21 protein-coding genes and 1 pseudogene are annotated in these 25,555 nt (G+C 42.7%); 12 read left to right on the top strand and 10 right to left on the bottom strand.

Annotation, left to right across the window (positions count from 1 at the left end):
- The first annotated feature begins 33 nt into the window (after positions 1 to 33).
- A complete protein-coding gene (locus tag CZ367_RS00100; protein ID WP_449421158.1) occupies positions 34 to 684 on the top strand; it encodes an IS66 family transposase in 651 nt (216 codons plus the stop codon).
- A gap of 217 nt (positions 685 to 901) precedes the next feature.
- Positions 902 to 1,024, top strand: a complete 123-nt coding sequence (locus CZ367_RS16375) for a hypothetical protein (RefSeq protein WP_262500706.1) — start codon at positions 902 to 904, stop codon at positions 1,022 to 1,024.
- Between the two features lie 72 nt (positions 1,025 to 1,096).
- Here CZ367_RS16375 and CZ367_RS16030 read toward each other — a convergent pair whose 3' ends face one another.
- From CZ367_RS16030 to CZ367_RS00075, 6 genes are all read right to left on the bottom strand, one after another.
- On the bottom strand, positions 1,097 to 1,267 hold the full coding sequence (locus CZ367_RS16030; protein ID WP_237581418.1) for a hypothetical protein: 171 nt from the start codon (positions 1,265 to 1,267) through the stop codon (positions 1,097 to 1,099).
- 202 nt (positions 1,268 to 1,469) lie between these two features.
- Complete coding sequence (locus CZ367_RS00095; RefSeq protein WP_077197304.1) at positions 1,470 to 3,134, bottom strand: LuxR C-terminal-related transcriptional regulator; 1,665 nt, start codon at positions 3,132 to 3,134, stop codon at positions 1,470 to 1,472.
- Between the two features lie 638 nt (positions 3,135 to 3,772).
- Positions 3,773 to 4,174: an FMN-binding protein gene (locus CZ367_RS00090; RefSeq protein ID WP_077195207.1), complete on the bottom strand. Its 402-nt coding sequence runs from the start codon at positions 4,172 to 4,174 to the stop codon at positions 3,773 to 3,775.
- Positions 4,175 to 5,153: 979 nt separating this feature from the next.
- Positions 5,154 to 6,599: an IS5 family transposase gene (locus CZ367_RS00085; RefSeq protein WP_237581416.1), complete on the bottom strand. Its 1,446-nt coding sequence runs from the start codon at positions 6,597 to 6,599 to the stop codon at positions 5,154 to 5,156.
- A 222-nt stretch (positions 6,600 to 6,821) separates the two neighbouring features.
- Entirely contained in the window at positions 6,822 to 7,643 is an 822-nt protein-coding gene (locus CZ367_RS00080) for a zinc ribbon domain-containing protein (protein ID WP_077195206.1), read from the bottom strand.
- 55 nt (positions 7,644 to 7,698) lie between these two features.
- On the bottom strand, positions 7,699 to 8,511 hold the full coding sequence (locus CZ367_RS00075; RefSeq protein WP_077195205.1) for a Nif3-like dinuclear metal center hexameric protein: 813 nt from the start codon (positions 8,509 to 8,511) through the stop codon (positions 7,699 to 7,701).
- 178 nt (positions 8,512 to 8,689) lie between these two features.
- On the opposite strand from CZ367_RS00075, the gene CZ367_RS00070 reads away from it, so the two are divergent.
- Entirely contained in the window at positions 8,690 to 9,280 is a 591-nt protein-coding gene (locus CZ367_RS00070; RefSeq protein WP_077195203.1) for a hypothetical protein, read from the top strand.
- Between the two features lie 3 nt (positions 9,281 to 9,283).
- The gene (locus CZ367_RS00065) at positions 9,284 to 9,565 is read left to right on the top strand and encodes a winged helix-turn-helix domain-containing protein (RefSeq protein ID WP_077195201.1); all 282 of its coding nucleotides are present in this window, start codon (positions 9,284 to 9,286) and stop codon (positions 9,563 to 9,565) included.
- Positions 9,566 to 10,063: 498 nt separating this feature from the next.
- On the opposite strand, the gene pflA is transcribed toward CZ367_RS00065, so the two are convergent.
- The 3 genes and pseudogenes from pflA to pflB all read right to left on the bottom strand — a co-directional run bounded on the left by pflA (position 10,064) and on the right by pflB (position 14,582).
- Positions 10,064 to 10,849 (bottom strand): pyruvate formate-lyase-activating protein, encoded by a 786-nt coding sequence (gene pflA, locus CZ367_RS00060; RefSeq protein WP_077195199.1) that lies wholly within the window; start codon positions 10,847 to 10,849, stop codon positions 10,064 to 10,066.
- 147 nt (positions 10,850 to 10,996) lie between these two features.
- Positions 10,997 to 12,108, bottom strand: a pseudogene (locus tag CZ367_RS00055) (transposase).
- Positions 12,109 to 12,335: 227 nt separating this feature from the next.
- Positions 12,336 to 14,582: a formate C-acetyltransferase gene (gene pflB / locus CZ367_RS00050; RefSeq protein ID WP_077195197.1), complete on the bottom strand. Its 2,247-nt coding sequence runs from the start codon at positions 14,580 to 14,582 to the stop codon at positions 12,336 to 12,338.
- A 388-nt stretch (positions 14,583 to 14,970) separates the two neighbouring features.
- On the opposite strand from pflB, the gene CZ367_RS00045 reads away from it, so the two are divergent.
- From CZ367_RS00045 to CZ367_RS00035, 3 genes are all read left to right on the top strand, one after another.
- Positions 14,971 to 15,162 carry a hypothetical protein gene (locus CZ367_RS00045; RefSeq protein ID WP_077195196.1) on the top strand — a complete coding sequence of 64 codons (192 nt, stop codon included), beginning with the start codon at positions 14,971 to 14,973 and terminating at the stop codon, positions 15,160 to 15,162.
- A gap of 2 nt (positions 15,163 to 15,164) precedes the next feature.
- Positions 15,165 to 15,887, top strand: coding sequence for a DUF5715 family protein (locus CZ367_RS00040; protein WP_144005915.1), 723 nt, complete (start codon positions 15,165 to 15,167; stop codon positions 15,885 to 15,887).
- Between the two features lie 310 nt (positions 15,888 to 16,197).
- Entirely contained in the window at positions 16,198 to 17,277 is a 1,080-nt protein-coding gene (locus tag CZ367_RS00035) for a hypothetical protein (protein WP_144005914.1), read from the top strand.
- Between the two features lie 286 nt (positions 17,278 to 17,563).
- Here the strand turns inward: CZ367_RS00035 and CZ367_RS00030 are convergent, their stop codons facing one another.
- On the bottom strand, positions 17,564 to 19,315 hold the full coding sequence (locus CZ367_RS00030; protein WP_077195192.1) for a M6 family metalloprotease domain-containing protein: 1,752 nt from the start codon (positions 19,313 to 19,315) through the stop codon (positions 17,564 to 17,566).
- 755 nt (positions 19,316 to 20,070) lie between these two features.
- Between CZ367_RS00030 and lysS the strand changes: the two genes are divergently transcribed.
- From lysS to CZ367_RS00010, 5 genes are read left to right on the top strand one after another with little or no spacing between them, the layout of a single operon-like run.
- The gene (gene lysS, locus CZ367_RS00025; protein WP_077195190.1) at positions 20,071 to 21,801 is read left to right on the top strand and encodes a lysine--tRNA ligase; all 1,731 of its coding nucleotides are present in this window, start codon (positions 20,071 to 20,073) and stop codon (positions 21,799 to 21,801) included.
- A 60-nt stretch (positions 21,802 to 21,861) separates the two neighbouring features.
- Positions 21,862 to 22,857: an NAD(P)H-dependent glycerol-3-phosphate dehydrogenase gene (locus tag CZ367_RS00020; RefSeq protein ID WP_077195189.1), complete on the top strand. Its 996-nt coding sequence runs from the start codon at positions 21,862 to 21,864 to the stop codon at positions 22,855 to 22,857.
- Positions 22,858 to 22,891: 34 nt separating this feature from the next.
- Positions 22,892 to 24,241, top strand: coding sequence for a glucose-6-phosphate isomerase (locus CZ367_RS00015; protein WP_077195188.1), 1,350 nt, complete (start codon positions 22,892 to 22,894; stop codon positions 24,239 to 24,241).
- Between the two features lie 43 nt (positions 24,242 to 24,284).
- The gene (locus CZ367_RS16025) at positions 24,285 to 24,425 is read left to right on the top strand and encodes a hypothetical protein (RefSeq protein WP_237581414.1); all 141 of its coding nucleotides are present in this window, start codon (positions 24,285 to 24,287) and stop codon (positions 24,423 to 24,425) included.
- On the top strand, positions 24,367 to 25,077 hold the full coding sequence (locus tag CZ367_RS00010) for an inorganic diphosphatase (RefSeq protein WP_237581759.1): 711 nt from the start codon (positions 24,367 to 24,369) through the stop codon (positions 25,075 to 25,077). The genes CZ367_RS16025 and CZ367_RS00010 overlap by 59 nt, the downstream gene beginning before the upstream one ends.
- Positions 25,078 to 25,555: the final 478 nt, after the last annotated feature.

The following is a 25,555-nucleotide window of genomic DNA, read 5'->3' as shown; positions in this document are numbered from 1 at the left end:
GACATCCTGGAAGCCCCCTTGAAAAAGCAAGCGGTGGATTGTTTTGCCGACGCTTCCCTGCTCGCCGAAATCATCACCGCCAAGTTCGCCTATCACCAGCCCGAGTATAGGCAATGTGAAAGATGGAAGGAACTGGGCGTGAACATCCCCACCTCAACCGTCAACAGCTGGGTTCACGATGCCGCCGATGCGCTTTATCCGCTTTATAAACTTCAAGTAAGGCAGATCCTGCAAAGTCCTTACCTTCAAGTTGACGAGACCAGCGTACGGGTTGCCGACCGCAAGGGAAAGACGCGCAAGGGATACCTGTGGGGCGTGCGTGACGCCATGCACTCCCAGGGTGTGTTCTTCCATTGGAAGGACGGTTCTCGCTCGGGTTCTGTGGCAGATGAGCTGTTCAAGGGCTATCAGGGTGCCATACAGTCTGATGGGTATGAGGTCTACAGTAGGTTTGAGAACGTTCAGGGCATCGTGCTGTTAGGATGTATGGCACACGTGAGACGTAAGTTCGAACATCTGGCGGCTGACGATAAAAACGCCGCCCATATCATCGAAACGATAGCCACGCTTTATGAGTTGGAGGAAAACCTCAAACACAAGAAAGCACCACCCGAGGACGTGGAGNCTGGGCGGGTACGCTTTTTGACGAGCAGTGGGCCAAAGAGGGCTCCCTGGCTCAGGTAGAAGCCCTTCCCATCATCAAGGAGATAAAACAGCAGGCCGGACAACGCAGGTCATCACGCCGTGTGAGCCGTCCTTCCAGAAAGGGTAGGGCCTACGCCTCCTATGTTCCCGAGAATATAGAGCGACAGGTGACGGAGATATATCCAGAGGGTTATGATNCTACCTGTTCTGTGGTAACAATGAGGGAGCAGAGAACAACGCCATCTTCTATACCTTTATGGCGTGTTGCAGGGAAGCAGACATAGAGCCATACAAATGGATGAAGGAAGTTCTTTCAAGACCCCTGCCAGATATGACGGAGGAGGAACTCACGAAAATGCTACCTTCAAACTTTAAATAACAAATAACCCTTATATGCTGCCAGACATATAAGGGTTATTTGTTGGTGTGAAAGTCGGCTAATATTGGGTGCTTACACTGTACCCTGTACGAAAGAGGAGTCAGTTTGATTAAGAAGGCAAATATTTGCATAAGGCAAAGGCTCTCCCAAGGCATTAACGATTTTGCCTTTGAAAGTTTGTGCATTTGCCGTAATCGAAAGAAAACACACAATTGCCATACATGTGTTTATTTCCTGTTTCATCTTTTATAAACTTTTTAAATTATAACTTATGAATAGGGGGATTATACTCCTCTATCAACAGTACAAAGTTAGTCACAAATTATATCTTATGACGACTAAACGACTAAGAGAAAAGTCTTAACAGGAAAAGCGTAACCATCAGACTATCAATGGTTACGCTTTATAAAAATCTTAATAACACCGCCGTGTGTCTTAACAGGGACTAAATGGCATTGACATAAGCCACGATATCCTCCCCCTCAGGCACGCCAATCTTCCTGCGGACGGAAGTCTTGCGGACATAGATGGTTGCACTCGTCTGCTGGGTGACAACCCCAATCTCCTTGGTGGAGAATCCTGCACAGAGCAGGCAGCATATCTGCGTTTCCTTCTCCGTAAGCAGATTGCCGTAGTGTTGCGTTAGTCGGGTATGAAACTGATTGTAAAGACGGTCGATGATGGGGTAAAGATCATCCCAGTTCAATAGGTCGTGCGTGGGAATCTCACCACAGCTGATGGCGGAGATGCGCTTGAGCAGGGCTTGATTCTGATTGGTCGGCGTGCTGGCAACAAGACGGATTATACCCAACTGTTGCAACAACACCTTGCGGAAGAAGTTGGCATCATCGGTGGCAGGCAGCGCCTCCTCAACAGGCTCGACGTGCATACGGTTAAGCATTTCGGTGAGGGTTTCGATACAGTCCTCCGCCTCCGCAAGGCGCTGGTACTTTCGACGGTACAGCCTATAGGCGAGACTACCACCACCTAACAGCAGGACGAACAGCAGCACAATGCCCAAAAGCATACGAAGCCGCGAGCGATGCAGCTCATAATTTTCCGCCTGCAGCTTATTGCGTGCCTCCAGCCGGCGCAGAGAAGTGTTTTCTTTATCCAGCATGACCGTCGTAACAGAGTCGCAATAACGACTGAAAGCAAGCGAGGATATCGTTTTCCCGTCAGTATAATTCAGCACATTCTGCAATTGCTCAATACTCGCCTTACGGCTGAGCGAGCCTTGTCCAGCTTTCTCCAATTCACTTTCACTCGCTTTGGCTCTTTCCAGACAATACCGTGCTGAGTCCAATTGGTGCAGATTGGCGTAATTATTGGCCAAGGAAAGCTGGATGGCAGAATAGCCCGCATATTGTGGCATTAACTTCTGAAAGCGGGAAATATACTGGTTGGATCGCGCATATTCGCCTTTTTCCGCCAAGGATTCTGCGTAGGTACGAATACGCTCAGCAGCCACTTCCTTTTTATGAGAAGCCAATGCCAACTGGATACTCTCATTATAATATCGGTCAGCTTGCTTGTCGTTGAGCAAGGATAGGTTCAGTCCCAAGAAGAAGAGCAGGTTACCCCGTGCATCATTGTCCAGATTGTAATGCCCATTGAGGATGGTATAAGCGGTTTGTGCGGCATCAGCATGATTGTTAGAAAGGGTGAGCAAGTCTATCTTCAGTTTGACCAGCGCGAGCAATTTGACTTCATTTCCCCTTCGTTTGGCTTCCATTATTCCCTCCTCCAGTTCAGACAGGGCATCCTTATTATGTCCCGTCCATCGCAAATAGGAGGCTTTCAGCAAATAACCATCGAGCAATCTCGTCATGTCATTATGCTGTCGATAATAGGCAACGGCATTAGGCGTGAGACTATCTTCCTCCAACGACATCCCCATTGCCTGGTGCGCCATCGCACGATTCCATACATAATGCATCACACCAGTCTCGTTCATTTGCCCGATATTCTGCATCTTCTCAAGCAACATCAATGCACTGTCGGGTCGAATTGTAAGAAGAGAGTCTGTAGCCGTCAGCGTATCCTGCCCATTATGAGGCGAGCAGGCAAACAGCAAGAGCAGAAAGAAAAGGTATAGGAGTCGTTTCATTGCGTCTGTATTGATTGTCGAGATGGTCTTTACCGCTAAGCAGCGTTTAGCAACCATTAAAGATTATTCTTCCCCCTTAATTCCGCAACACTATTATAAATTAAACTTTTTAAGTATCTGATCAACAACAAGTTCTTGCTTTGGCAAGCGGCAGAGCCGAGCGGCTCAGGATTTTGCTATGTCAGAATTTTCACTTATCTTAGTGTTGCAAAAAAACAAGAGAATCCGACGATAGACATAGCAAAGATACAAATTAAATCTGAGAGGCGCACTCCTTTTTGGGGATTATTTTCGGCTTATGGAGCAATTTGACTCCACATTATCCCAAATCGGTCGTTAGAATGAGAATGTATTTTGCGATTATTTTGAGATTTATTTTGCATATATCAAAGGAGCATAGTGGGCTAAACAACTGAAAAAACAAACGAAAAGAGCCAAAATAAGGTGCAAAGACGAAGAAAAGCATAACATCTAAACGCTTTAAAAAGCCTTTGCGGGTTAATGACCGATTTGGGATAAAAGCGTTTGTCTTCAGGTTTATCTCTGTACAGCGAAGTGGAACAGGACATCAAGGCGCTATGTGCTGATATCATAAATCGGCAGAAGTATTACCTATCTGCCGATTTTTTTTATGCTTATTACTTGTTTGCTTTATAGTATTTTATGGCAGCCTCAACGTTAGCTTTTATGGCTTTCGATGAGTAGGTTGCGCCTGTTGCGCCATCTATATTTGCGGTCTTTGTAATCTTTGTTCCCGTGTACTTAGGTAACATTTTTTGTGCTACAAGATTAAAGTATTTTGGGGTTTCTTGATTTTTAAGTGCTTCTACCTTTACCACTTTGTTGCCCTTGATGTAAACTTTTACGGGGGTAGCTCCCTTAAATCCTTTTACCTTAGGTGTGAGCGATGTTGTGTTGATAACGTATGTTCCGTCTGTCTGTTTGTACATCACATTGTCGGTAGCTGTGGTTGCGAAAACCAAACTTGTGGTGAGCAAAGCACCAACTGCTAATGCAGCAATCTTATTTTTTACTTGCATCTTTTTACCTATTTAATAATTACTTATTATTATTTCTCTCAAAAATAGTGTTATCTGTGAGTAAAACTCTCATTCCTATTTTTATGCAAAGGTACGAAAAGAGAAAGAATAAAGGTAGTGGTTTTATCTTTTTTAACCCAAATAGGTGGTTACAGTCTACGTTTTATATACATCTTAATTAGCTTAAAATTCGTTTGGTTTGTCAAGGAGTTTAATCCCAATGTTTGTGGGGTAATGTAGAGGCTCGATTTATTCGCAAGCTCATCAACACGTATCGAGTTCCGCTTATCACGTTCTCGAGTTCCTATTTTTGTTTAGGGGTTAAAGGAGTTACGGGGAGTTAGAATCAAATGTATTGTGGGGGTAGTTTTGGGGAATTGGTCAGACAAGTCGGACGGGTCAGACAAGTCGGACAAGTCGGACGAGTCAGACGGGTCAGACGCGTCCGACTTGTCTGACAAAACACCAACATAACATTTGGCTCTAACTCCGAGCGAGGAACGAGCGGTAACTCCGCTTAACTCCTTCTAACTCCTCAAGAAGCAGAACTCGGTGAACTAAGTTTCGTAGTTTTGTTCTTTCTATTGTTTTGTTTTTCTGATTTATGATAGGCTTTTGTTAAAATCGTCTGTCATATTTCTCGTATTTGGGAACGAATGGCAAGTTCTTCGTAAATATGAGAGTTATGAGCGTTGTTTTGTAAATAGCTGATAATCATACAGATAGTTAAAATACGTAGCTTTTTTGTATTAAAACACGACTATATTTTTCAAAATATAGAAGAATAAAAAGGTGTATTAGAATAGAAAGAGGGCTTGTTTTTGCTTTTTAGTGAGCTGAAAGTTCAACTATTGGGCTCTGAAAGTTCAACTTTGAGGGTGTAAAACATATATGTTTAGCAGCGTCAGAGTTGAACTTTGGTATTTTGAGTATGGGTGATATGTGTTTTAGGTGATATTATGAGGCAAACAGAACAACTCTATTTGAGGAATTGAAATGTTAAATAGTCGACCCTCAAAAAGGCGACATCGCATTTTTTCATATAGCCCTGCGGGAAGAATTGGTGTTGAAAATTTAATTCTTGTCTTCCACAGCACCACATAATCACTCTTTCAATTAGGCACAAAAGAAGCCTCATGGCTCTTTTGAAGTTAAATGCTGCAGCTGCAAGCATGACATTGATGGAGTCTCCGAAGAGACCCTTGTAGAAGTTCCTCCCCAACCGGTGGTCTGCCTTGCAGTGGCCAATGACAGGCTCTATTCCTGCCCGCTTGCGGAAGAGTTTGTGCTTTTTGTTCTTGGCGTACCGTGAGTCTGTTTTCTTGGGCGTGTCCGGAATTATGATTTGTGTCTGCCCGCTCATACTTTGTCCTCGGTATCCCCTGTCGCAGGCAAGTGTTTTTATTTTCCTGTCATACAGCCGCCTGACCTGCTCCATTGCCTTGTCTATCGTATGGCCGTCATACTCATTGCGGAATGACAGCGCGCCGATGATGAGTCCGTCCCATAGTCTGACGATGGAAACCTTGTTGCCGAACTCGTACTTCTTGCCCTCTTTTCCCTTGCTGATACAAAGCACGTCTGGCTCGTGAAGCGAGTAGATCTTATGGCCGTCCAACCGCTCGCCGTTGACAAGCCTCATGCAGATGTCAATCCGCTTCTGGTAGGCATTTCTATCGGGCAGCAGGCGAAGCAGCTCCCTGAGCAACCTGCCCGCAATGGTGCGCATCCGCTTGTCGGCCTTCCTGACTTTGGCCTTGCTGTTCTTCCTACCCCTGAAGCGCTGAACGAGCTTCAGTTCCTTTATCTCCTTGGCATAGCTCTGGCGGACCTTGAGGTTTTCCTTCTCCGCCACGCTGTGGCAAAAGGCTATCACCTTGTTCAGGAGTTTCGAGTCCGTGGGGAAGGTCACGTTCTTCTCCTGCACCGTCGTGTCGATGAATGCGGTATGCTCCGCATCGGGCTTGCGTCCACGTCCATCCTTGCCGTCTTTCCCCTGCATCTCCTCTTTTCTGTGGTCGCCGATTAAAAGATTGATGCGGATGCTTTCCTTGAGTATCAGCTCCATGCCAGATTCACCGATGCGACGGCGGAACTCGACAAGCTCGGTGGGAACGCAGGGAGCGTCGGTGCGGAATGCCTCCATCCCGCAAAAATACTGGAAGTAGGCGTTCTCCGAGAACTGCTCCACGACGCTCTCGTCTGAAACGTCACGAAGGTGTTTCAAGATCAGCAGACCGACCATCAGACGGATGGGCTTGGCCATACGGCCAGTGTCCTTGCTGTAAAGAGGGGCAAAAGACTGCTCAAACAGATTCCAATCAATCAGATTGGCTAACTTGTACAGGGAATTCTTGGGAGAGAGCATTGTCTCAAGATCCCAGAATAATGATGCCTGACGGACTTTGGATGGAGATTTATACATCGTTGAATTGCAAGATTTTACTATACAAAGATACAAAACTTTGTAGAAATATGCAAGTTTGAGAACGATTATTTTATTGATAACCAGATGGTTAAATACTTTTCAAGGGGAGACTAAATAGTGCGCCTGTGGGTGGTGCGTAGAAATGCTGTTGATATGAAACGAAAAATGCGCTTCAAGGCAGACTTGAAACGCATTTTTTCTGTTGTGAGTATTTGAGGATTAATCTTCTCCTTCTTCCTTCTTCTTGCGAGTAACTCTCTTTTTCTTTGGTTTTTCTTCAGCAGCTTCAATCTTTACACCTGCCAATTCTGGGTCGATGAGGATACGTCCGCAATATTCGCACACGATAATCTTCTTGTGCATCTTGATGTCCAATTGACGCTGAGGTGGGATTTTGTTGAAACAACCACCGCACGCATCACGCTGTACGTACACAATGCCCAAGCCATTGCGAGCACCCTTGCGAATACGCTTGAAGCTACGGAGCAAGCCTGTCTCGATTTTTGTTTCCAATTCGCCAGCCTTTTCCTTCAAGTCTTCTTCTTCATCGCGTGTTTCTTGCATAATTTCTTCAAGTTCGGCACGTTTTTCTTCTATTGCCTTGTAGCGGTCTTCGAGCATTTCTTCGTTGCGCGCCAAGTCGTCCTGGCGTTCGCGAATGCGAGTTTGTGCTTCGTCTATCTTCTTTTTGCAAAGTTCCACTTCCAATGTTTGGTACTCTATTTCCTTTGTCAGCGTGTCGTATTCGCGGTTATTAGCCACCATATCGAGCTGCTTGTTGTAGCGTTCCAAACTTGCTTTAGCCTCTTCGATGTCGCCCTTCTTCTGAGCGATAGCGTGCTGGAAATCGTCAATCTCATACTTTATTTTTTCGATACGAGTGTTCAATCCTGCGATTTCGTCCTCAAGGTCGCGTACCTCTAATGGTAATTCACCACGCAATGCACGCTTCTCGTCGATAGCCGAAAGTGTGCTCTGCAACTGATAAAGATTTTTCAGTTTCTCTTCTACTGACAATTCTTTAGGGTCTTTCTTTGCCATTGTTGTAAATGTTTATGTTGTTGTTTGCTTTGTTTCTTTTCTTGTTTCACCTTATCTATTGTAGGTAGATAATGGGGTTGGTGTTGGTGCGTGTGAGATAGGTTTTTACGCCTTTGCACTCACGCTGTATGATGTCTTGTAACACCTCGTTGGTGTATTGTTCGCTCTGATAGTGTCCGATGGTGCAGATTTGTATCTCTTGTTCGTGTCCGAAGTAGTCGTGATAGTGCATCTCGCCTGTGACGAACGCATCTGCACCTTCGCCAATGGCATTGCCAAGGAGGAAAGCTCCTGAGCCTCCACACAGTGCCACACGTTTTATTTCACGGCGCAAGAGTTGGTTGGCTTGTACACATTCTACGTTGAAGGTTCGCTTCAAGAGCAACACAAAGTCGTCTGCTGCCACGCCTTCTTCCCATTCGCCTATGACGCCTTCTCCACCTATTATCTCGCCCGTTGGGGTCTTTAAAGTTTGTTGTTTTCCAAAGAAGCGGAGGTTGGTTAAGCCCAATTTTTCGGCTATTTTGTAGTTTACACCGCCTATGGCTGCATCAAGATTGGTGTGCATTGCAACGATGGTAATGTCGTTCTTAATCGCCTTAATAATAGAGCGTTGCACGTATGTAGTGTCGGAAACTTGGGTAAGTTTTCCGAATATCAATGGGTGGTGGGCTACGATGAGATTGCAGCCTAATGCTATTGCCTCGTCTACTATCTGTTCAGTGACGTCAAGGCACAATAAAGCCCCTGATACTTCCGCCTCTGTCAATCCAACTTGCAGACCAGCATTATCATAGCTCATCTGTAAGGGCAGGGGCGCAAATTGTTCAAGGGCATCGATAACTTCCTTAATTTTCACGCTACGCATAAGTTTATATGGACTGCAAAGATACGAAAATAAACTTAAACAGCAGAAGATCAAGGAGTAAAACTTTAATAAAATGTGTTTCTTGGGATTTTTTGTTCAAATATTATACTTTACAAAATAAAATTGCTTATCTTTGCAGTATCTTTATAAAACTCTAAACTTTAATATTTTGAACACTATGGAGGAAAAGGAATTAAGTCCTGAGGAGAGTTTAAGAGTAATCAACCGAATGATGAAGGATAATGTGGCTGTACGTTTGCAACCCATCAATTTCATTAATGTGTGGGGATTGCTTTCTGCTGTTATTTATGCGCTTACTTATCTTGTGAGCGATGTTTTTGTTTATGCGTGGCCTGCTGTACCCGTTTTGAGTTGGTTGACCTATGGCATTACGTATGTTCAGCCTAAGAAGCGTCGCAAAACGATGAATTATCTTGAGCGAAACATCTATAAGTCGTGGAATAGCATTACTTTTATGACCACTGCGCTGATGTTTGCTTTTTACGATTCAGTTAAAAATGAACTTTGTTTATCTATATTTAGTTTGTGCCTCGCCATCATCGTTGCCAAGTCGTTTGCTCGTCAAAGTTTGAAAGAGTTTTATCCTTTCGTTAATTTATTCTTGGCGGTAATGCAATTGATTAATGACGGAGAAACGATGCGACTTACTTTTCATTTCCTCTTTTCGGCTATTCTCTTAGAGAGTGTTTTTGATGATATGTTTAGCTATTTTCAGCTTCGCAAAACGAATAAAGAGGGTGGGGAATAGCTTATGTTTCAGTCGTTAGACCCCTTACTTCATAGTGAGCTACGCTTGGCGGTGATGTCTCTGCTTATCAATATCGAGGAAGCCGACTTTGTATATATTCAAGAGAAGACGCAAGCTACATCGGGCAATCTTAGTGTGCAGCTCGATAAGTTGGAAAAGGCAGGATATATAGAAAGCGAGAAGGCATTCTTTGGTAAGCGCCCTCGCACCACTTGCCGTATTCTGCCTAAAGGTAAGCAAGCCTTTGCCGACTATGTGGAGGCGTTGAAAAGTTATATCGGATAGTTAAACCCAAAGCGGTCATTAGCCCGCAAAGGCTTTTTAAACCCAAATCGGTCGTTAGACCAGTTTAAGTGCTTACTTCATTATTTTTGAAACTTATGAGATGTCTTTTGGATTATTTTGGCTTTATTTTACCTATATCTGCAGTCACATAGCCCGCTATGCTCCTTTGATATATGCAAAATAAATCTCAACATAATCGCAAAATACATTCTCATTCTAACGACCGATTTGGGTTAAAGCGTTTAGATGTTATGCTTTTCTTCGTCTTTGCACCTTATTTGGGCTCTTTTCGTTTGTTTTTTTCAGTTGTTTAGCTCGCTAAACGTCTTCAAAAACAACCAAAAATAGCTCAAAATAAGCTCGTAAATCTCGAAGAAGTCTAACGAACGGTTTGGGTAAAAAAATGATAGTTAGAACGTCTAATTTGGTAGGTATGAAAACAATAAAAGGCAGCCGTGAGCTGCCTTTTGTTGTATGAATAAGTCTTCTTTTGCTGTTTTATGCCTCGCCTTTGAGTATCTGTTCTGCGTGTTTTACGCTTTCGGGTGTAGGCTCTGGAATGTCTTTGAGGGTGTACGGAATGTTCAAGTTTTCCCATTTGTACACACCGAGTGAATGGTAGGGGAGTACTTCTATCTTTTCTACATTGTTTAATGTTTCGATGAAGGCACGCAATTGGTAAAGGTATTCGTCCTTGTCAGTGATGGTTGGCACCAATACGTGACGTATCCAAATGGGCTTGTTTATATCGGAAAGGTAGCGAGCGCAGTCTAATATGTTCTCATTTGGCCAACCTGTAAGTTTCTTATGTTCAGCGGAGTCGATGTGTTTGATGTCGAACAATAACAAATCGGTATAGCGCATCAATTCTTCAAACTTAGCAAAGAAAGTACCATTACGGCGGAAAGGTTGGGCTGAAGTATCTAAGCAGGTGTTGATGCCTTGCGCTTTAGCCTTTCGGAAGAAGTCGATGAGGAAGTCTATTTGCAATAACGATTCGCCACCGCTTACAGTTATACCACCATTTTTTCCCCAATAACTTTTGTAACGTACCGCTTGCGCAAGAAGTTCGTTGGCAGTCATTAGCTGGTCGGATTGAGGTTCCCACGTGTCAGGATTGTGGCAATAGCGGCAACGCATCGCACAACCTTTTAGGAAAACTATAAATCTTATACCTGGACCATCTACCGAACCAAAAGTTTCGATAGAGTGAACACGTGCTCGTATTGTGCCGTCTGTATGCAAAAGTTCGTCTGTGTTATATTCAACGGTGGTTTCGCTCATAATGTTTTTTTTTGATTTCGTAACGTGAAAGTTTTGTTTTCACGTTCTTGTTGTTGGGTGTATAAAAAGGGGGTGTGTCAAAATAGGCACCTCCTCTTTTTTATTCTTTCTTCTCTTTACTCTTCTTCTCTCTCTATTTTTTTAGCTTTATGCTGCGTTTTTAAGTGTAAAATTACTTTTGGGCATTATCAATCGTTCATAAAGGCTAAAAATGGACAAAAAGGCATCCCTAAATGAGGCTATAAGTGATCTTATCTCCTTTGTCGTGAGCTTTTTGCACATTTTTGCTATGTTTAATGCTATGGCAAAGAAGGTAAAGTTCATTCTGACCTTGTCTATTCCAAAATGTCTGAAGCGTTTGTAGGCTTTGTTAAATTTCATCTGTCCAAAGACCGCTTCTGGTTCAATGCCTCTTCGCCCTCGATGCTTGATACCTTTGGGGAAGGTTAGAAGTTCTCGTGCTTTCTGTTTGTAGGCTTCTAACTGATGATTTACCTCTATTATTCTGTCTCCTTTTGCCTTAAAACACAGACTTCTCAATGGGTGGTCTTCACACCTTTGAGCTTGATATTTAGCGTTGTATGTAACGAAGCTGCTATCTGTAACGATGCGTTTATAACCGACGTATTTCATATGCTGACCCATTGAGCAAACGTAGTAATCGTCCTCCTTGTTGTTTCTATTACCTCTTCTTGGGCTGCATTGTCTTGGGCGATAACATCATCAATCTGTGAAATCAACACCTCTATTTTTTTAAGGAGTTTAGCACGATTGAACTCTACACTTTTACGCCAAACAAAGGTGTACTTGTTAGCTTTCGACTCTATTTTTGTACCGTCAATATACGCTGTTTCAAGGCTCAAAAACCCTTTCTCTGAAAGTATAAGGATGATTTGTGTAAAGATATTATCGATTTCATACTGCAATCGGTTGCGAAAACGATTAATGGTAGCAAAGCAAGGTTGCTCGTAACCAGCGAGCCAAATGAAGTGAATATCCCGTAGGAGTAAGCGCTCCATACAGCGACAAGAATAAATGTTGTGCATATAAGCGTAAAGAACAACCTTTAGCAGCATCTTGGGGTGATAAGGATTGCGCCCGTCGGCATTATAAAGTTGATAAAAATTAGTTAAATCCAGATTATCCACTAATACATTTAACAACCGAACAGGGTCGTTCGGAGCAATATCTTTATCGATTTGCTGCGGAAAAAGCAACATTTGGTTGAGTATGTAAGGACAAAAGTTAAACTTTGCCATAATTATGATTTATTTTTGCCTAAAGGTACAAAACCTTTAGGAAATAGCAAAGCCCTGGTTTGAGAAAGTCGGGGCTTTGTGATAAAAAAAGGATGTGCCTATTTTGACACACCCTCCTTATTGTTTTGATGTATTTGTACTCTATGGAATATTTCTACATTTTATATTGTAGGGGCTCGATATGTCGAGTTCCATTAGATATACATTGCTGTGAATACATCTATATTTTACATCTTTCCGTGCGCCTGACGAGCGATAACGTCCATCTGCTGTTCACGAGTAAGGTCGATAAACTTCACTGCGTAACCACTTACACGGATTGTGAAGTTAGCATACTCTTCCTTCTCTGGGTGTTCCATTGCATCAATGAGCTTTTCTACACCGAATACGTTTACGTTCAAGTGGTGAGCACCACGGCTGAAGTATCCGTCCATTACACCTACGAGGGTGTTTGTACGTTCTTCGTCGTCCTTACCCAATGTGCTTGGAGCAATAGTTTGAGTGTTAGAAATACCATCGAGAGCATATTCGTAAGGTATCTTAGCCACAGAGTTTAATGATGCCAGGAGACCATTCTGTTCAGCTCCGTAAGATGGATTTGCACCAGGTGCCAATGGCGAACCATCAGGACGGCCGTCAGGCATACAGCTTGTGTACTTACCATAAACCACGTTTGAAGTAATGGTAAGAATACTTGTTGTTGGCTCAGAGTTACGGTATGTGTGGTGCTTCTTAATCATTCCGATGAAGGTCTTCAACAACCATACTGCAATTTCGTCAGCGCGGTCGTCATCATTACCATATTTAGGGAACTCGCCTTCGGTCTTGAACTCGAGAGGGAAGCCTGTTTCGTCGCGAATGATGTTCACCTTAGCGTACTTGATTGCAGAGATAGAGTCTACAACGTGGCTGAAACCAGCGATACCAGTAGCAAATGTGCGGCGTACGTCTGTATCGATAAGTGCCAATTCTGCAGCTTCATAGAAGTATCTATCGTGCATATAGTGGATAAGGTTCAATGTGTTCACGTAAACACCTGCCAACCATTCCATCATATCCATAAACTTAGGCATAAATTCGTCGTAGGTAACAACGTCGCCTTCGATAGGACGGAGTGCAGGACCACACTGTTCGCGAGTCTTGTGGTCAACACCACCGCTGATAGCGTATGTCAAACACTTAGCCAAGTTTGCACGAGCACCGAAGAATTGCATTTCTTTACCAGTCTGTGTTGCCGATACGCAGCAGCAGATAGAGTAATCGTCGCCCCATACAGGACGCATCACTTCATCGTTTTCGTATTGGATAGAGCTTGTTGTAACCGAAATCTTAGCTGCATACTTCTTGAAGTTTTCAGGAAGTGCAGGTGTGTAAAGCACGGTAAGGTTTGGCTCTGGTGATGGTCCCATATTCTCTAATGTGTGGAGGAAACGGAAGTCGTTCTTTGTTACCATTGAACGTCCGTCCATACCCAAACCACCTACTTCCAATGTTGCCCATACAGGGTCGCCAGAGAAGAGTTGGTTGTAAGAAGGAATACGAGCGAACTTCACCATACGGAACTTCATAACCAAGTGGTCGATGAGTTCCTGTGCTTCCGCCTCTGTCAATGTGCCTTCAGCCATATCACGTGTAATGTAAATATCGAGGAAGGTAGACACACGACCTACTGACATTGCAGCACCATTCTGTGTTTTGATAGCTGCCAAGTAGCCAAAGTACAACCATTGTACAGCTTCGCGAGCGTTGTTTGCAGGCTGAGAGATGTCGTAACCATAAATCTTAGCCATCTCTTTCATTTCTTTCAATGCCTTGATTTGCATTGAAATTTCCTCACGAAGGCGGATAATATGGTCTTGCATTTCACCGCAACCGCAGTTCTTCAAGTCTTTCTTTTTCTCTTCGATGAGGAAGTCGATACCATAAAGTGCAACACGACGATAGTCGCCTACGATACGACCACGACCGTATGTATCAGGCAAACCTGTAAGAATGTGGTTGTGACGAACGATTTTCATTTCGTCTGTGTACGCATCAAACACACCGTCGTTGTGAGTTTTGCAATACTTTGTGAATATTTCGTGGAGTTTTTCTGAAGGTTGATAGCCGTATGTGGTACAAGCCTGTTCAGCCATTTTAATACCACCGTATGGCATAAAGGCACGCTTCAAAGGCTTATCGGTCTGAAGACCAACAACCTTTTCTAAATCCTTGAGCGATTCATCGATATATGCAGCAGGGTATGCTGTCATACTTGAAACAATTTCGGTTTCCATATCGAGAACACCACCCTTAGCACGCTCTTCCTTCTGAAGTTCTTTCAACTTGCCCCAAAGTTTGTTTGTTGCATCTGTTGGTTCTGCGAGGAACGACTCATCACCATCGAATGATGTGTAATTCGCCTGAATAAACTCGCGCATGTTTACTTCATCAAGCCATTTAGTGCCTGTGAAACCTCTCCATTCTTTTCTCATAACAGTTTAGAAAGTTTAAATGAGTATTATTAACCATGTGTGTGTTTCTCACACAATGATTAGTTATGTTGTATTTAGGTTTGCAAAGTTACTTCGTTTGTAACATTTACACAATACTTATATATTGGTATTTTGCATTGCACATCATTTGCGAGATGTGCATAAAATAGGCTTTTTATCGTTTTTAATACCTAATAGTAGGTATTTTTGCTTCCGTTTTTGTCATCTTTACATTGCAAAAATGGGGTTTAAATACTTTCATTAATGCTCATTATTAGGTATTTTTCTTTGCTTATAGTTTTATAGTTCATCGTTGTATGGGTTATCAATAATAATATGTATCTTTGCGAATAGATAATGAGAAACCCATTTTAAAGACATTGAAACTATGGATTTGCAAGAATACAAACAACTTATATTAGACGATTTACTCACCCGAATCACAAAAAGTGGCGAACCTATGATAGACGAACATACGGCAATAGAATTGCTCAATTCTATTGATGATGAAGATTTGCTCGATGGTATGCTTTTCAACGAACCTAAGGACGTGGCAGATGTTATTATCGAATCGCTTTGAATATGATACGAATAAACCAACATAACTCTATATATAACGCTGTTCAACAAGAAGTTGCACCTTCCAAACGCAGCACTAAAGCTATTTGGGGTGTTGCTTTCTGCTTGCTCTTAACAGCCGTTGTATCGTGCGGAAGTAGCAAGTTTACGGGCGAAAGTACAACTTTCCGCAAAGACGATGCAGCCTTGTCTGCGCAATACCACTTTTGTGACCTTCAGGGCGAGATACCTAAAGCAGCCAAAGAATATGGTATAAAACCCATAGAAACTCGCAAGCAGTTGAGAAGGAAGGGGCGAAGCCTAAGGAAGATAAGGTCTAATAAGTATTATCTGCTCGATCCAATGGAACATTCATCGCCTTTTCTCACTGCTGGTGCAAAGGGCTTGTTGAAGGAGATAGGCAAGCGATTTCAGCGAGAATTAGCCCGTTTAGGCTACCGACCCCATCGTATCATTTCCACATCAATGCTCCGTACCCGTGAAGACATTGGTAAACTGCGCCGTGTGAATGGCAATGCTGCCACCAATTCTTCACACTTGTATGCCACATCGTTCGACCTTAGCTACACTCGCTTTAATAGAATAGGTATGGAGGGCGACCCTGTAGACAATAACACGATGTGTAATATTCTTGGTAAAATCATTTTCGACCTGCGTAAAAATGGCGACTGTTGGGCAATATACGAACCCAATCAGCATTGCATACACGTTACAGCAAGGCGATAAATGAAATAGAAAACTTAAAAGGCTGGTTCTATAAGTTACCACCGCATATCGTTATTAAATTTTTATGAAATACGTTTTGTTGTCTTTTGGCTTCTTTTTATATAAAACAGGCTGCGCCTCAACCATTCAAACAAGTTTGATTGCATTCGGCTTGCTCCGTTTTTGGTTCAAAATGTAAGTTCGTTCAGTCGTGTAGCTCGCTACACTCCTTCACGCTCTTGCATTTTGACCTCAAAAATAAGCTCAAAATCTAACAAAGCTAATTTATAGAACCAGCCAAAACCAATTTAAAAAACTATCATTAATGCAAATGAAAACATCACTTACATCCGTTCTGCTCTTTTTTAGCACTATCTCAATGGCGCAATACAGAGTAGTAGACATTCAAGACGGGGCAGCCATAGCTTATGCCACCCTGCACAACGAAGCAGGCAATACCCTTGGTACAACTACCGAAAGAGGTGAATTGCCAGCCTCAGCCCTCCAAGCCAAAGGAAAAATATCTATCACTCACATCGGCTACGAACCCTACTCTGTAGACCTATCTCAGCAGAAAGACAGCTTAATAGGTATGCTGCCCATTACCTACGCATTAAAAGAGGTGAGTGTAGGTTCAAATCCTAATGGGTATATGAAGCTGAAGGGATTTTTTAGATACTACATTGACGAAGGCGGAAAAATATGTTACTATAAGCAAGGCATAGCCAACCATTACTTTAAGATGAAGAATGGGCGTCCGAGAGTAACAACACTAAACAGCCCAATGTATTATGCAGCCGATATACAACTGCGCAAAGATGGGAAGTTGCCCAATGTTTCAAAGTTAGCCGACTGTGCTTTTGTAGAGCCCGAATACAAAGTAGAAATCAATCACTATCCCACCGAGCACCTCCGCCCCCACTGCGACACCATCTTGGTGAATAAGGATAAGCGTTATAAGAAGGTGAAAGTGCATACAGGAGCTGAAAATAAAACCATAGAACTCAGTTCGTTGTGGTTTGAAAATGATAGCGCAGAGACAGCGAAAGGCTTAAATCTTAGTCTTTTAGGAAAACTCATAGGCTTAAAGCGATTTGTGATAAAGAATACAAAGCGCAACGAAATATACCGATACAACCCCAATGGTGCACACAGCGTATGCGACTTGATAAGCATATCGGGTCATACAGATGTGATAGTAAAAGACAAAGGAGATACAAAGGATAGAGCGATGAGCATCTACGGAGAGTTTTTTGTACTCGATTATGAGATTATAGACAAAGAAGACATTGCTACCGAAAGTAAAAAACTATTTGATAGTCATAATGTATCACGCCCAAATACTGTTCCCAAGCTTGCCGAAGGAGTGGAAAAAGCAGTTAAGAATATGAAGTCAATAACGGACGAATAAGTATCTCGTCTTTATCTTTAACCCAAATCGGTCGTTAGACTTCTTCGAGATTTGCGAGCTTATTTTGAGCTATTTTTGGTTGTTTTTGAAGACGTTTAGCGAGCTAAACAACTGAAAAAACAAATGAAAAGAGCCAAAATAAGTTGCAAAGACGAAGAAAAGCATAACATCTAAACGCTTTAAAAAGCCTTTGCGGGCTAACGACCGATTTGGGTTTAAACAATAAAGAAGGCAGCCGCTATGTGCAGGCTGCCTTCTTTGTCATATATTAATAAGGTGTAAATTCTTACTTCACTACTACCTTTTTGCCTTTGTGGATATAGATACCACGTGTAGGCTTTTCTATCTTGCGACCCATCAAGTCGTAGTAAGCTTCGTCAGCGTTGTTGGCTGTTTCTGCATTTATTTCTTCTATGCCGTTTGCACCATTAGGGTCTTTATAATTGAAACGTATCTTTCCGTCTTCCAACACTTCAATGTTGTAAATAGGTATATCAGTAATATTGGTTCTGTTGATGCTCTTGAATGCGAGTATCTCTTTTACCTTATCACCGTAAAGATTGCTTTTGCTTGCATTGAAGTCCAATGCTGCATCATCTGCATTAATAATGTGCGCGCGACGTGCATTAGGGCGAATGTTTACAAAGTTTTCTTTCCACGCCGACTCATCATACGCATAGTGGCTCACCATTAGTCCGTTACCAAAGCTTACCTTGCCTCTGCTGTCATAGTAAGACTCTGGATACCACGTGTCAGGGTATCGGTTTTCTAAGATGTAGTATTCATTTCGGTTTTTTGGGTTACGTATTACCACCGCCAAGTCGCCATCTTCGTCCTTTGCAGGCGATAGCGTTACTGTTTGTGCTTCGGTTAGTTCTTTTATCTTGAGCCAACCCATATACGAGCGTTCGTAAGCAGTGTAACCTATTGGCGAGCGTGTATTCTTTACATACGCCCCACAATCCATAATCGACCACATACCGAAGGGGTTGCCAATATAGTCGTCGCCCAATGTATTGTAAAAGTCGGGAAGGCCTAAAGCGTGGCCAAACTCATGGCAGAATACGCCCATACCCATCAATTCGTTGTTGTTCTCAAGTTCATTACCTACAAAGAATGATTTGAAGTGAACGCCATCTATATCCTTTTCGAAGTCGCTTTGGCAAGGCCATACCAAGTCGTCATACTTTGCTATTGGTTCCTCTGTCGCTTCACCTTTACCAGCATAGAGCACAGTAATCAATTCTACATTGCCTTCGCTGTTGGCAAACTCCTTAAAGTCGATACCCTGTTTCATAGCTTCCTTTACAGCATCCACCACAAGAAACTCTACATTAGGCTCGTTTCCATTTTGATCGTTTTTGCCATAATATCTATAGCTATTTGGTACGGTTACAGGACCTAAAACTACGAAGTTAGGAACGAATTTTCCACGACTTTGTGCAACAAAATAGTCTCTTGTTGAACCTTCGCAGTCAGTTTCTTCCTTATAGTTTACCTCGTTGTAGTAGCGTGTCATTTTCTCTACAGTAGTAGTTGGTTGCAATTTTGTGTCAGCAAAGTTGACCAAGATTACAGGCACTTTAGTACTTCCAATGCTATTCACAGAACCTCTCGAACGCTTATTGTATTCGCCAAGTCCGTCAGTTGTAGATGCAGCTATTATACGTGGGTTAGCCTTGCGAGTATGATTGATGCGAAAGTCTGCCAATTCGTCCAATCGTGTTTCGGTGCGAGTTTCGTTCAAGAAAGCCACCTCTTCAGCACTGCGGTTGTCAGCGTCGTGTGCCAATATGCCCGACGATACCAATTTGCCATCTTTCATTACGGCATAATATAAGTTATCGCCACCATTCTGTACCAAGATTTTGCCATCGAGCGTTGTAAAAAATGCCACGTGTCCTTCGCCGTGCGCACGCACGTTTACCTTAGTACCATCGCTTTGCGACATTGCCCAAATTTTTGGAATAGGCTGAATTGCATTCGAAGGGATAGCTATCGTTCCCATAAGGAATAGGGATAATATTAGTTTTTTCATCTTTGTTATTTCTTATATATAAATAAATGTACGACTACAAAGTTAAGTAAAATATTGCTATTTAAAATAACTTTGTAATGGTTTTTGCCAAAAAGTTAGAAGAAAGCGGTTAAACCCAAATCGCTCGATTTGGATTTAACCCTCTATCCGAGTTAGGAATAAACGTTGTAAGGATAACAAATACTGTGCCAAATACGAAATAAATAATCTGTCATTTAACACTTAAAATGTTGAAATAGGATTGTTTTATACCTCTTGATTAGTGTTCTAAAACTCCAAACGTAAACTTTTCTTACTCCATAGTTCTACTTTGACTTTGCCAAACATATATGTTTTGCCTTTCCAAAGTTCAACTATGAGCCTCCCAAAGTTCAACTCTGAACTTCCCAAACGCCACTTTTTAGGTGCTTTTCTCACCTGTTTGTTGGTTCTATTGCTTTATTCTTCCTTGCTATTGGCGGTTGATAGTTGCACATAATCTTACTTTTCTTCATATAGCGTTGATGTTCTGTAGGTTACACTTGCACACGCATAACTCTTCTGTTTGCTTACAACTCTCTTTTTGTTTGCGTATGTGCGAAATATGAATGATGTTTTTAACGTATAAGATGGGATTTTAACAAAGTTTTGTTTTTATCTTTTTTGCCCCTTTCGTGCTACACCATATTATAAAAAACATAAAAAGAAGAGTTGTTTGCAAATAATTTAGTAAATTTGCACAAAATAAAAAGAATTAAATTCATCAAAATAAAACAATGAACGTTTTAGAATTATCAGAACAAGAGATTATACGCCGTCAGAGCTTGCAAGAGCTGCGCAACTTGGGCATTGACCCTTATCCTGCAGCAGAGTTTCCAACCAACGCTTTCTCAACGGATATAAAATCGGAATTTAAAGAAGACGAAAAGCGACAGGTAGTTATAGCAGGTCGACTAATGGGTCGCCGTGTTATGGGGAAAGCCTCGTTTGCTGAAATCCAAGATAGTAAGGGCAGAATACAGGTATATGTAACTCGTGACGAGCTTTGCCCGGGCGAAAACAAAGATACTTACAACGTACTCTTCAAGAAACTACTTGATATTGGCGACTTTGTTGGTATCAAGGGCTTTGTGTTTAAGACCCAAATGGGCGAAATATCTGTACACGCTGAAGAGATAACATTGCTTTCAAAGAGCTTGAAGCCTATGCCTGTAGTGAAGTACAAAGATGGTGTGGCTTACGATAAGTTTGACGATCCAGAGCTTCGCTACCGTCAACGCTATGTTGACCTTGTCGTAAACGAGGGCGTAAAAGATACCTTCCTAAAGCGTGCAACCGTATTGCGTACGATGCGCCGTTTCTTTGACGAGGCTGGTTATACAGAGGTAGAAACTCCAACCTTGCAGACCATTGCAGGTGGAGCAAGTGCTCGTCCGTTCATTACTCACTTCAATGCGCTCAATACCGATATGTATATGCGTATTGCCACCGAGTTGTATTTGAAGCGACTTATCGTTGGTGGTTTTGAAGGTGTGTACGAAATTGGTAAAAACTTCCGCAATGAGGGTATGGACCGTTTCCACAACCCAGAGTTTACTTGTATGGAGCTTTATGTTCAGTACAAGGATTACAACTGGATGATGAGCTTTACCGAGCAGTTGATAGAGAAAATCTGTATCGAAGTGAATGGTAAGCCAGAAATACAAGTGGGCGATAACCTCATCAGCTTTAAAACTCCATTCCGTCGTTTGCCTATCTTAGAGGCTATCAAGGAAAAGACAGGTTTCGAGCTATATGGTAAGTCGGAAGACGAAATACGCCACATTGCAGTGGACGAATTGAAGATGGAAGGCATTGATGCTACTTTTGGTAAGGGCAAACTCATTGACGAAATATTTGGAGAGTTCTGCGAAGGCACATTCATACAGCCTACCTTCATCACCGATTATCCTGTTGAGATGTCGCCATTGACCAAGAAGCACCGCTCTATGGAAGGGCTTACAGAGCGTTTCGAGTTGATGGTAAATGGTAAGGAGTTGGCAAATGCTTACTCTGAGCTTAACGACCCAATCGATCAAGAGGAACGCTTCAAGGAGCAAATGCGATTGGCTGATAATGGAGACGACGAAGCAATGATTATCGACCAAGACTTCCTCCGTGCGCTTCAGTATGGTATGCCTCCTACATCGGGTATCGGTATCGGTATCGACCGCCTTGTGATGTTGATGACAGGTCAGGAGTACATTCAGGAAGTGTTGCTCTTCCCACAGATGAAGCCAGAGGCAAAGATGCCACAAAGTAGCATCAAGGAGTGGGCTGAAATCGGGGTAAGCGAAGAATGGGTTTACGTTCTGCGCAAGTGCGGTTTCAATCTTATTCAGAATATCAAGGACGAAAAAGCGCAAGGACTTCAGCAGAAGTTGGGCGAAATCAACAAGAAATACAAGCTCGGCTACGATAAACCATCGGTAGACAAGATACAACAGTGGATAGATAAGGCACAGTAAAAATAGTAGGAGTTTAAGGAGGAAAGCCCTTCTTATGCTCCTTTTATTCTATATAGACTTATGTACGACTTAGGAAATATTGCTATCATTGGTAGCGGAAGTTGGGCTACGGCAATTGCAAAAATTGTTGTGGAACATACCCACCATATCGGTTGGCATATCCGCCGTGATGAAACAATTGAGAAATTCAAGCGACTTGGACACAATCCGTCTTATCTTACAAGTGCGCATTTCGATATAAACGAATTGCATTTGTCATCTGATATTAATCGTATTGTGCAGGATTACGACACGTTAATCTTTGTAACACCATCGCCTTATCTCAAGTCTACTTTGAAGAAAGTGAAGACTAAGTTGCACGATAAGTTCATTGCAACGGCTATCAAGGGTATTGTGCCTGACGAAAACTTGGTGTGTTCGGAATATTTCCACAAGGTTTTGGGCGTACCCGATGAAAACTTGGCAGTTATCGGAGGACCATCGCACGCTGAAGAGGTGGCAATGGAACGATTGACTTACCTTACTGTGGGGTGCGAAGATACGGACAAGGCAGAAGCATTGACCGAAGTTTTAACCTCCGACTATGTAAAAACCAAGGTTTCGGAAGATGTTCTCGGCATCGAATATGCTTCGGTTTTGAAGAATGTTTATGCCATTGCTTCAGGCATTTGTTCAGGTTTGAAGTATGGAGACAACTTTCAGGCAGTGATCATTTCTAATGCTATGCAGGAAATGGAACGAGCTTTGGTAAGCATCAACCCCATCAAACGCACAATGACGGATAGCGTTTATCTTGGCGACCAATTGGTTACGGGATATAGCAACTTCAGCCGTAATCGCACATTTGGTATGATGATAGGCAAAGGATATAGCGTGAAGTCAGCCCAAATGGAGATGGAAATGATAGCAGAGGGCTATTTCGGAACAAAGTGTATGAAAGAGATTAATCGCCATTTGCACGTCAATATGCCCATCTTAGATGCCGTTTACAACATTTTATATGAAGGAATAAGTCCGCAAGTAGAGATTAAACTACTCACAGACTCGTTCAGATAACAGAAAGAACGTTTAAGGATAAAGATAAAAAGATATGGAAAGTATTCAGTTAGACATTACAAAGGCTGTACAATTTTTAACCCCTGGTACAGTAGAAGCATTTGCTCCACAGGTAGCAGCTGCACAGAAAGCACTTGAAGACGCTACTTGCGAAGGCAACGACTTCTTGGGTTGGTTGCATTTACCATCACAAATCGTGGAGTCGGCATTGATAGAAGAGATTAAGACAGTTGCCAATACTTTGCGCGAAAAGTGTGAAGTGGTAGTTGTTGCAGGTATTGGTGGCTCTTATTTGGGTGCTCGTGCCATTATCGAAGCATTAAGCAATAGTTTTTCACAACTCATCAACGACAAGCAAAACCCTGTCATTCTTTTTGCAGGAAACAACATCAGCGAGGACTATCTCTATGAGTTGACCGAGTATTTGAAGGACAAGAAGTTTGGTGTTATCAATATTTCAAAGTCGGGTACTACTACTGAGACCGCTCTTGCTTTCCGCTTGTTGAAGAAACAGTGCGAACTTCAGCGTGGTAAAGACGAAGCCAAAGAAGTTATCGTAGCCATTACCGATGCGGTAAAGGGTGCTGCTCGTAAAGCTGCAACACAGGAAGGATATAAGACATTTGTTATTCCTGACAACGTAGGCGGTCGTTTCTCAGTGCTCACACCCGTAGGTTTGTTGCCTATTGCTGTGGCTGGTTTCGATATAGAAGCTCTTGTTAAGGGTGCAGCAGATATGGAAAAGCAGACTTCTATTGAAGTTCCTTTTGCTCAAAACATTGCGGCTCGCTATGCAGCAGTGCGCCAATCGCTCTATCAACACGCAGGAAAGAAGATTGAAATAATGGTCAACTACCAGCCAAAGCTCCACTTTATGGCTGAATGGTGGAAACAATTGTACGGCGAAAGCGAAGGTAAGGACCTTAAAGGTATCTTCCCTGCAGCGTGCGACTTCACCACCGACCTTCATTCTATGGGTCAATGGATTCAAGAGGGTGAACGTTCTATCTTCGAGACCGTAATCTCTGTGGAACAACCTAACCATCAATTGCTTTTCCCACACGATGAAGAGAACCTTGACGGATTGAACTTCTTGGAAGGAAAACGTGTGGACGAGGTGAATAAAATGGCAGAACTCGGCACTCGTTTGGCTCACGTTGATGGTGGCGTACCTAATATTCGCTTAACCCTACCTACATTGAATGCGTATTATTTGGGTCAACTCATCTATTTCTTTGAGATAGGTTGTGGTATCAGCGGACTTGTTCAAGCCGTTAATCCATTCAATCAACCGGGTGTAGAAGCTTATAAAAAGAATATGTTTGCTTTGCTCAATAAGCCAGGATACGAGGCTGAAAGCGCAGCAATAAGAGAACATTTATAAACCAAAGAGTAAGTTCTTATAACCCGAAGGATAAGTTTTTGCTTTGTCGGATTTGTCTGACCCGTCCGACAAGTCTGACCCGTCCGACAAAGCAAACCTATACTACAACTATGTTTACAACAGCTATCAAGGATTACAACGCAACTTCTGCACAGCCATTTGCGCCTCGTGTAGTTTTATTTGATATGGATGGCGTGCTTTACGACTCTATGCCCAACCACGCAAAGGCTTGGCAACGAGCTATGAAAGAGTATGGTATGCACTTCACCGCTGAAGATTCGTATGCTACGGAGGGTGCAAGAGGGGTTGAAACCGTAACTCGTTATGCCAAAATGCAGCTTGATAAGGATTTGACAGAGGAAGAAGCAGAACATATCTATCAAACTAAGGCGGCTTATTTTCACACAATGGAAACCCCAAAGATATTTGATGGTGTGGTAGACTTGATGCGCAAAATTCGTGAAAGCGGTCTTAGAATTGGTGTTGTTACAGGTAGTGGACAGCGAGCGTTAATCCAACGTTTGCTAAACGACTTTGATGAGTTCCTCACCATCGAACAAGTAACCACCGCCTTTGATGTAAAACGTGGCAAACCTAATCCTGAACCCTATCTTACAGGACTTCGCAAGGCTGGAAACTTCGCTCCTTGGGAAGGCATCGTAGTAGAAAATGCTCCCCTTGGTGTGCGTGCTGGCGTGGCTGCAAAATGTTTTACGATAGCTGTCAATAGTGGTCCTTTGCCCGATACTGCCCTCTTAGACGAAGGCGCACACACGCTTTTCCCCTCTATTCGTGTATTGGCAGACAATTGGGAACAATTAATGGCGCAGTTGTAAACCCGCTCATTACAGCCGTGTATTCAATTAAGACCGACCTTGTTATCAATTGAACCCAAATCGGGCATTAGCCCGCAAAGGCTTTTTAAAGCGTTTAGATGTGATGCTTTTCTTCATCTTTGCACCTTATTTTGGCTCTTTTCGTTTGTTTTTTTCAGTTGTTTAGCTCGCTAAACGTCTTCAAAAACAACCAAAAAAGCTCAAAATAAGCTCGCAAATCTCAAAGAAGTCTAACGACCGATTTGGGTTGAAGACAAACTTGTTGTCAACTACAGATAGGCTTACAATCTTCTAATGGCAGACCTCATTTGATGAGTAAGCATCCAATATTAGCCGCCTTTGTGTAACATTCTTGCTTTACTACCTTTGCCCGAAAAACTTATGTTTGTACTCAACGAAACAAATGTTTTTCGGGTTTGTTGCACTCCTGTGGACATGCGTCAGGGTATTCTTCGCCTGTCCCAATTGGTACGCAGCA

Source organism: Prevotella ihumii, from assembly GCF_900155655.1.
In the GTDB taxonomy this organism is placed as follows: Bacteria; Bacteroidota; Bacteroidia; order Bacteroidales; family Bacteroidaceae; genus Prevotella; species Prevotella ihumii.
This window is presented reverse-complemented; position numbering and strand designations above follow the sequence as displayed.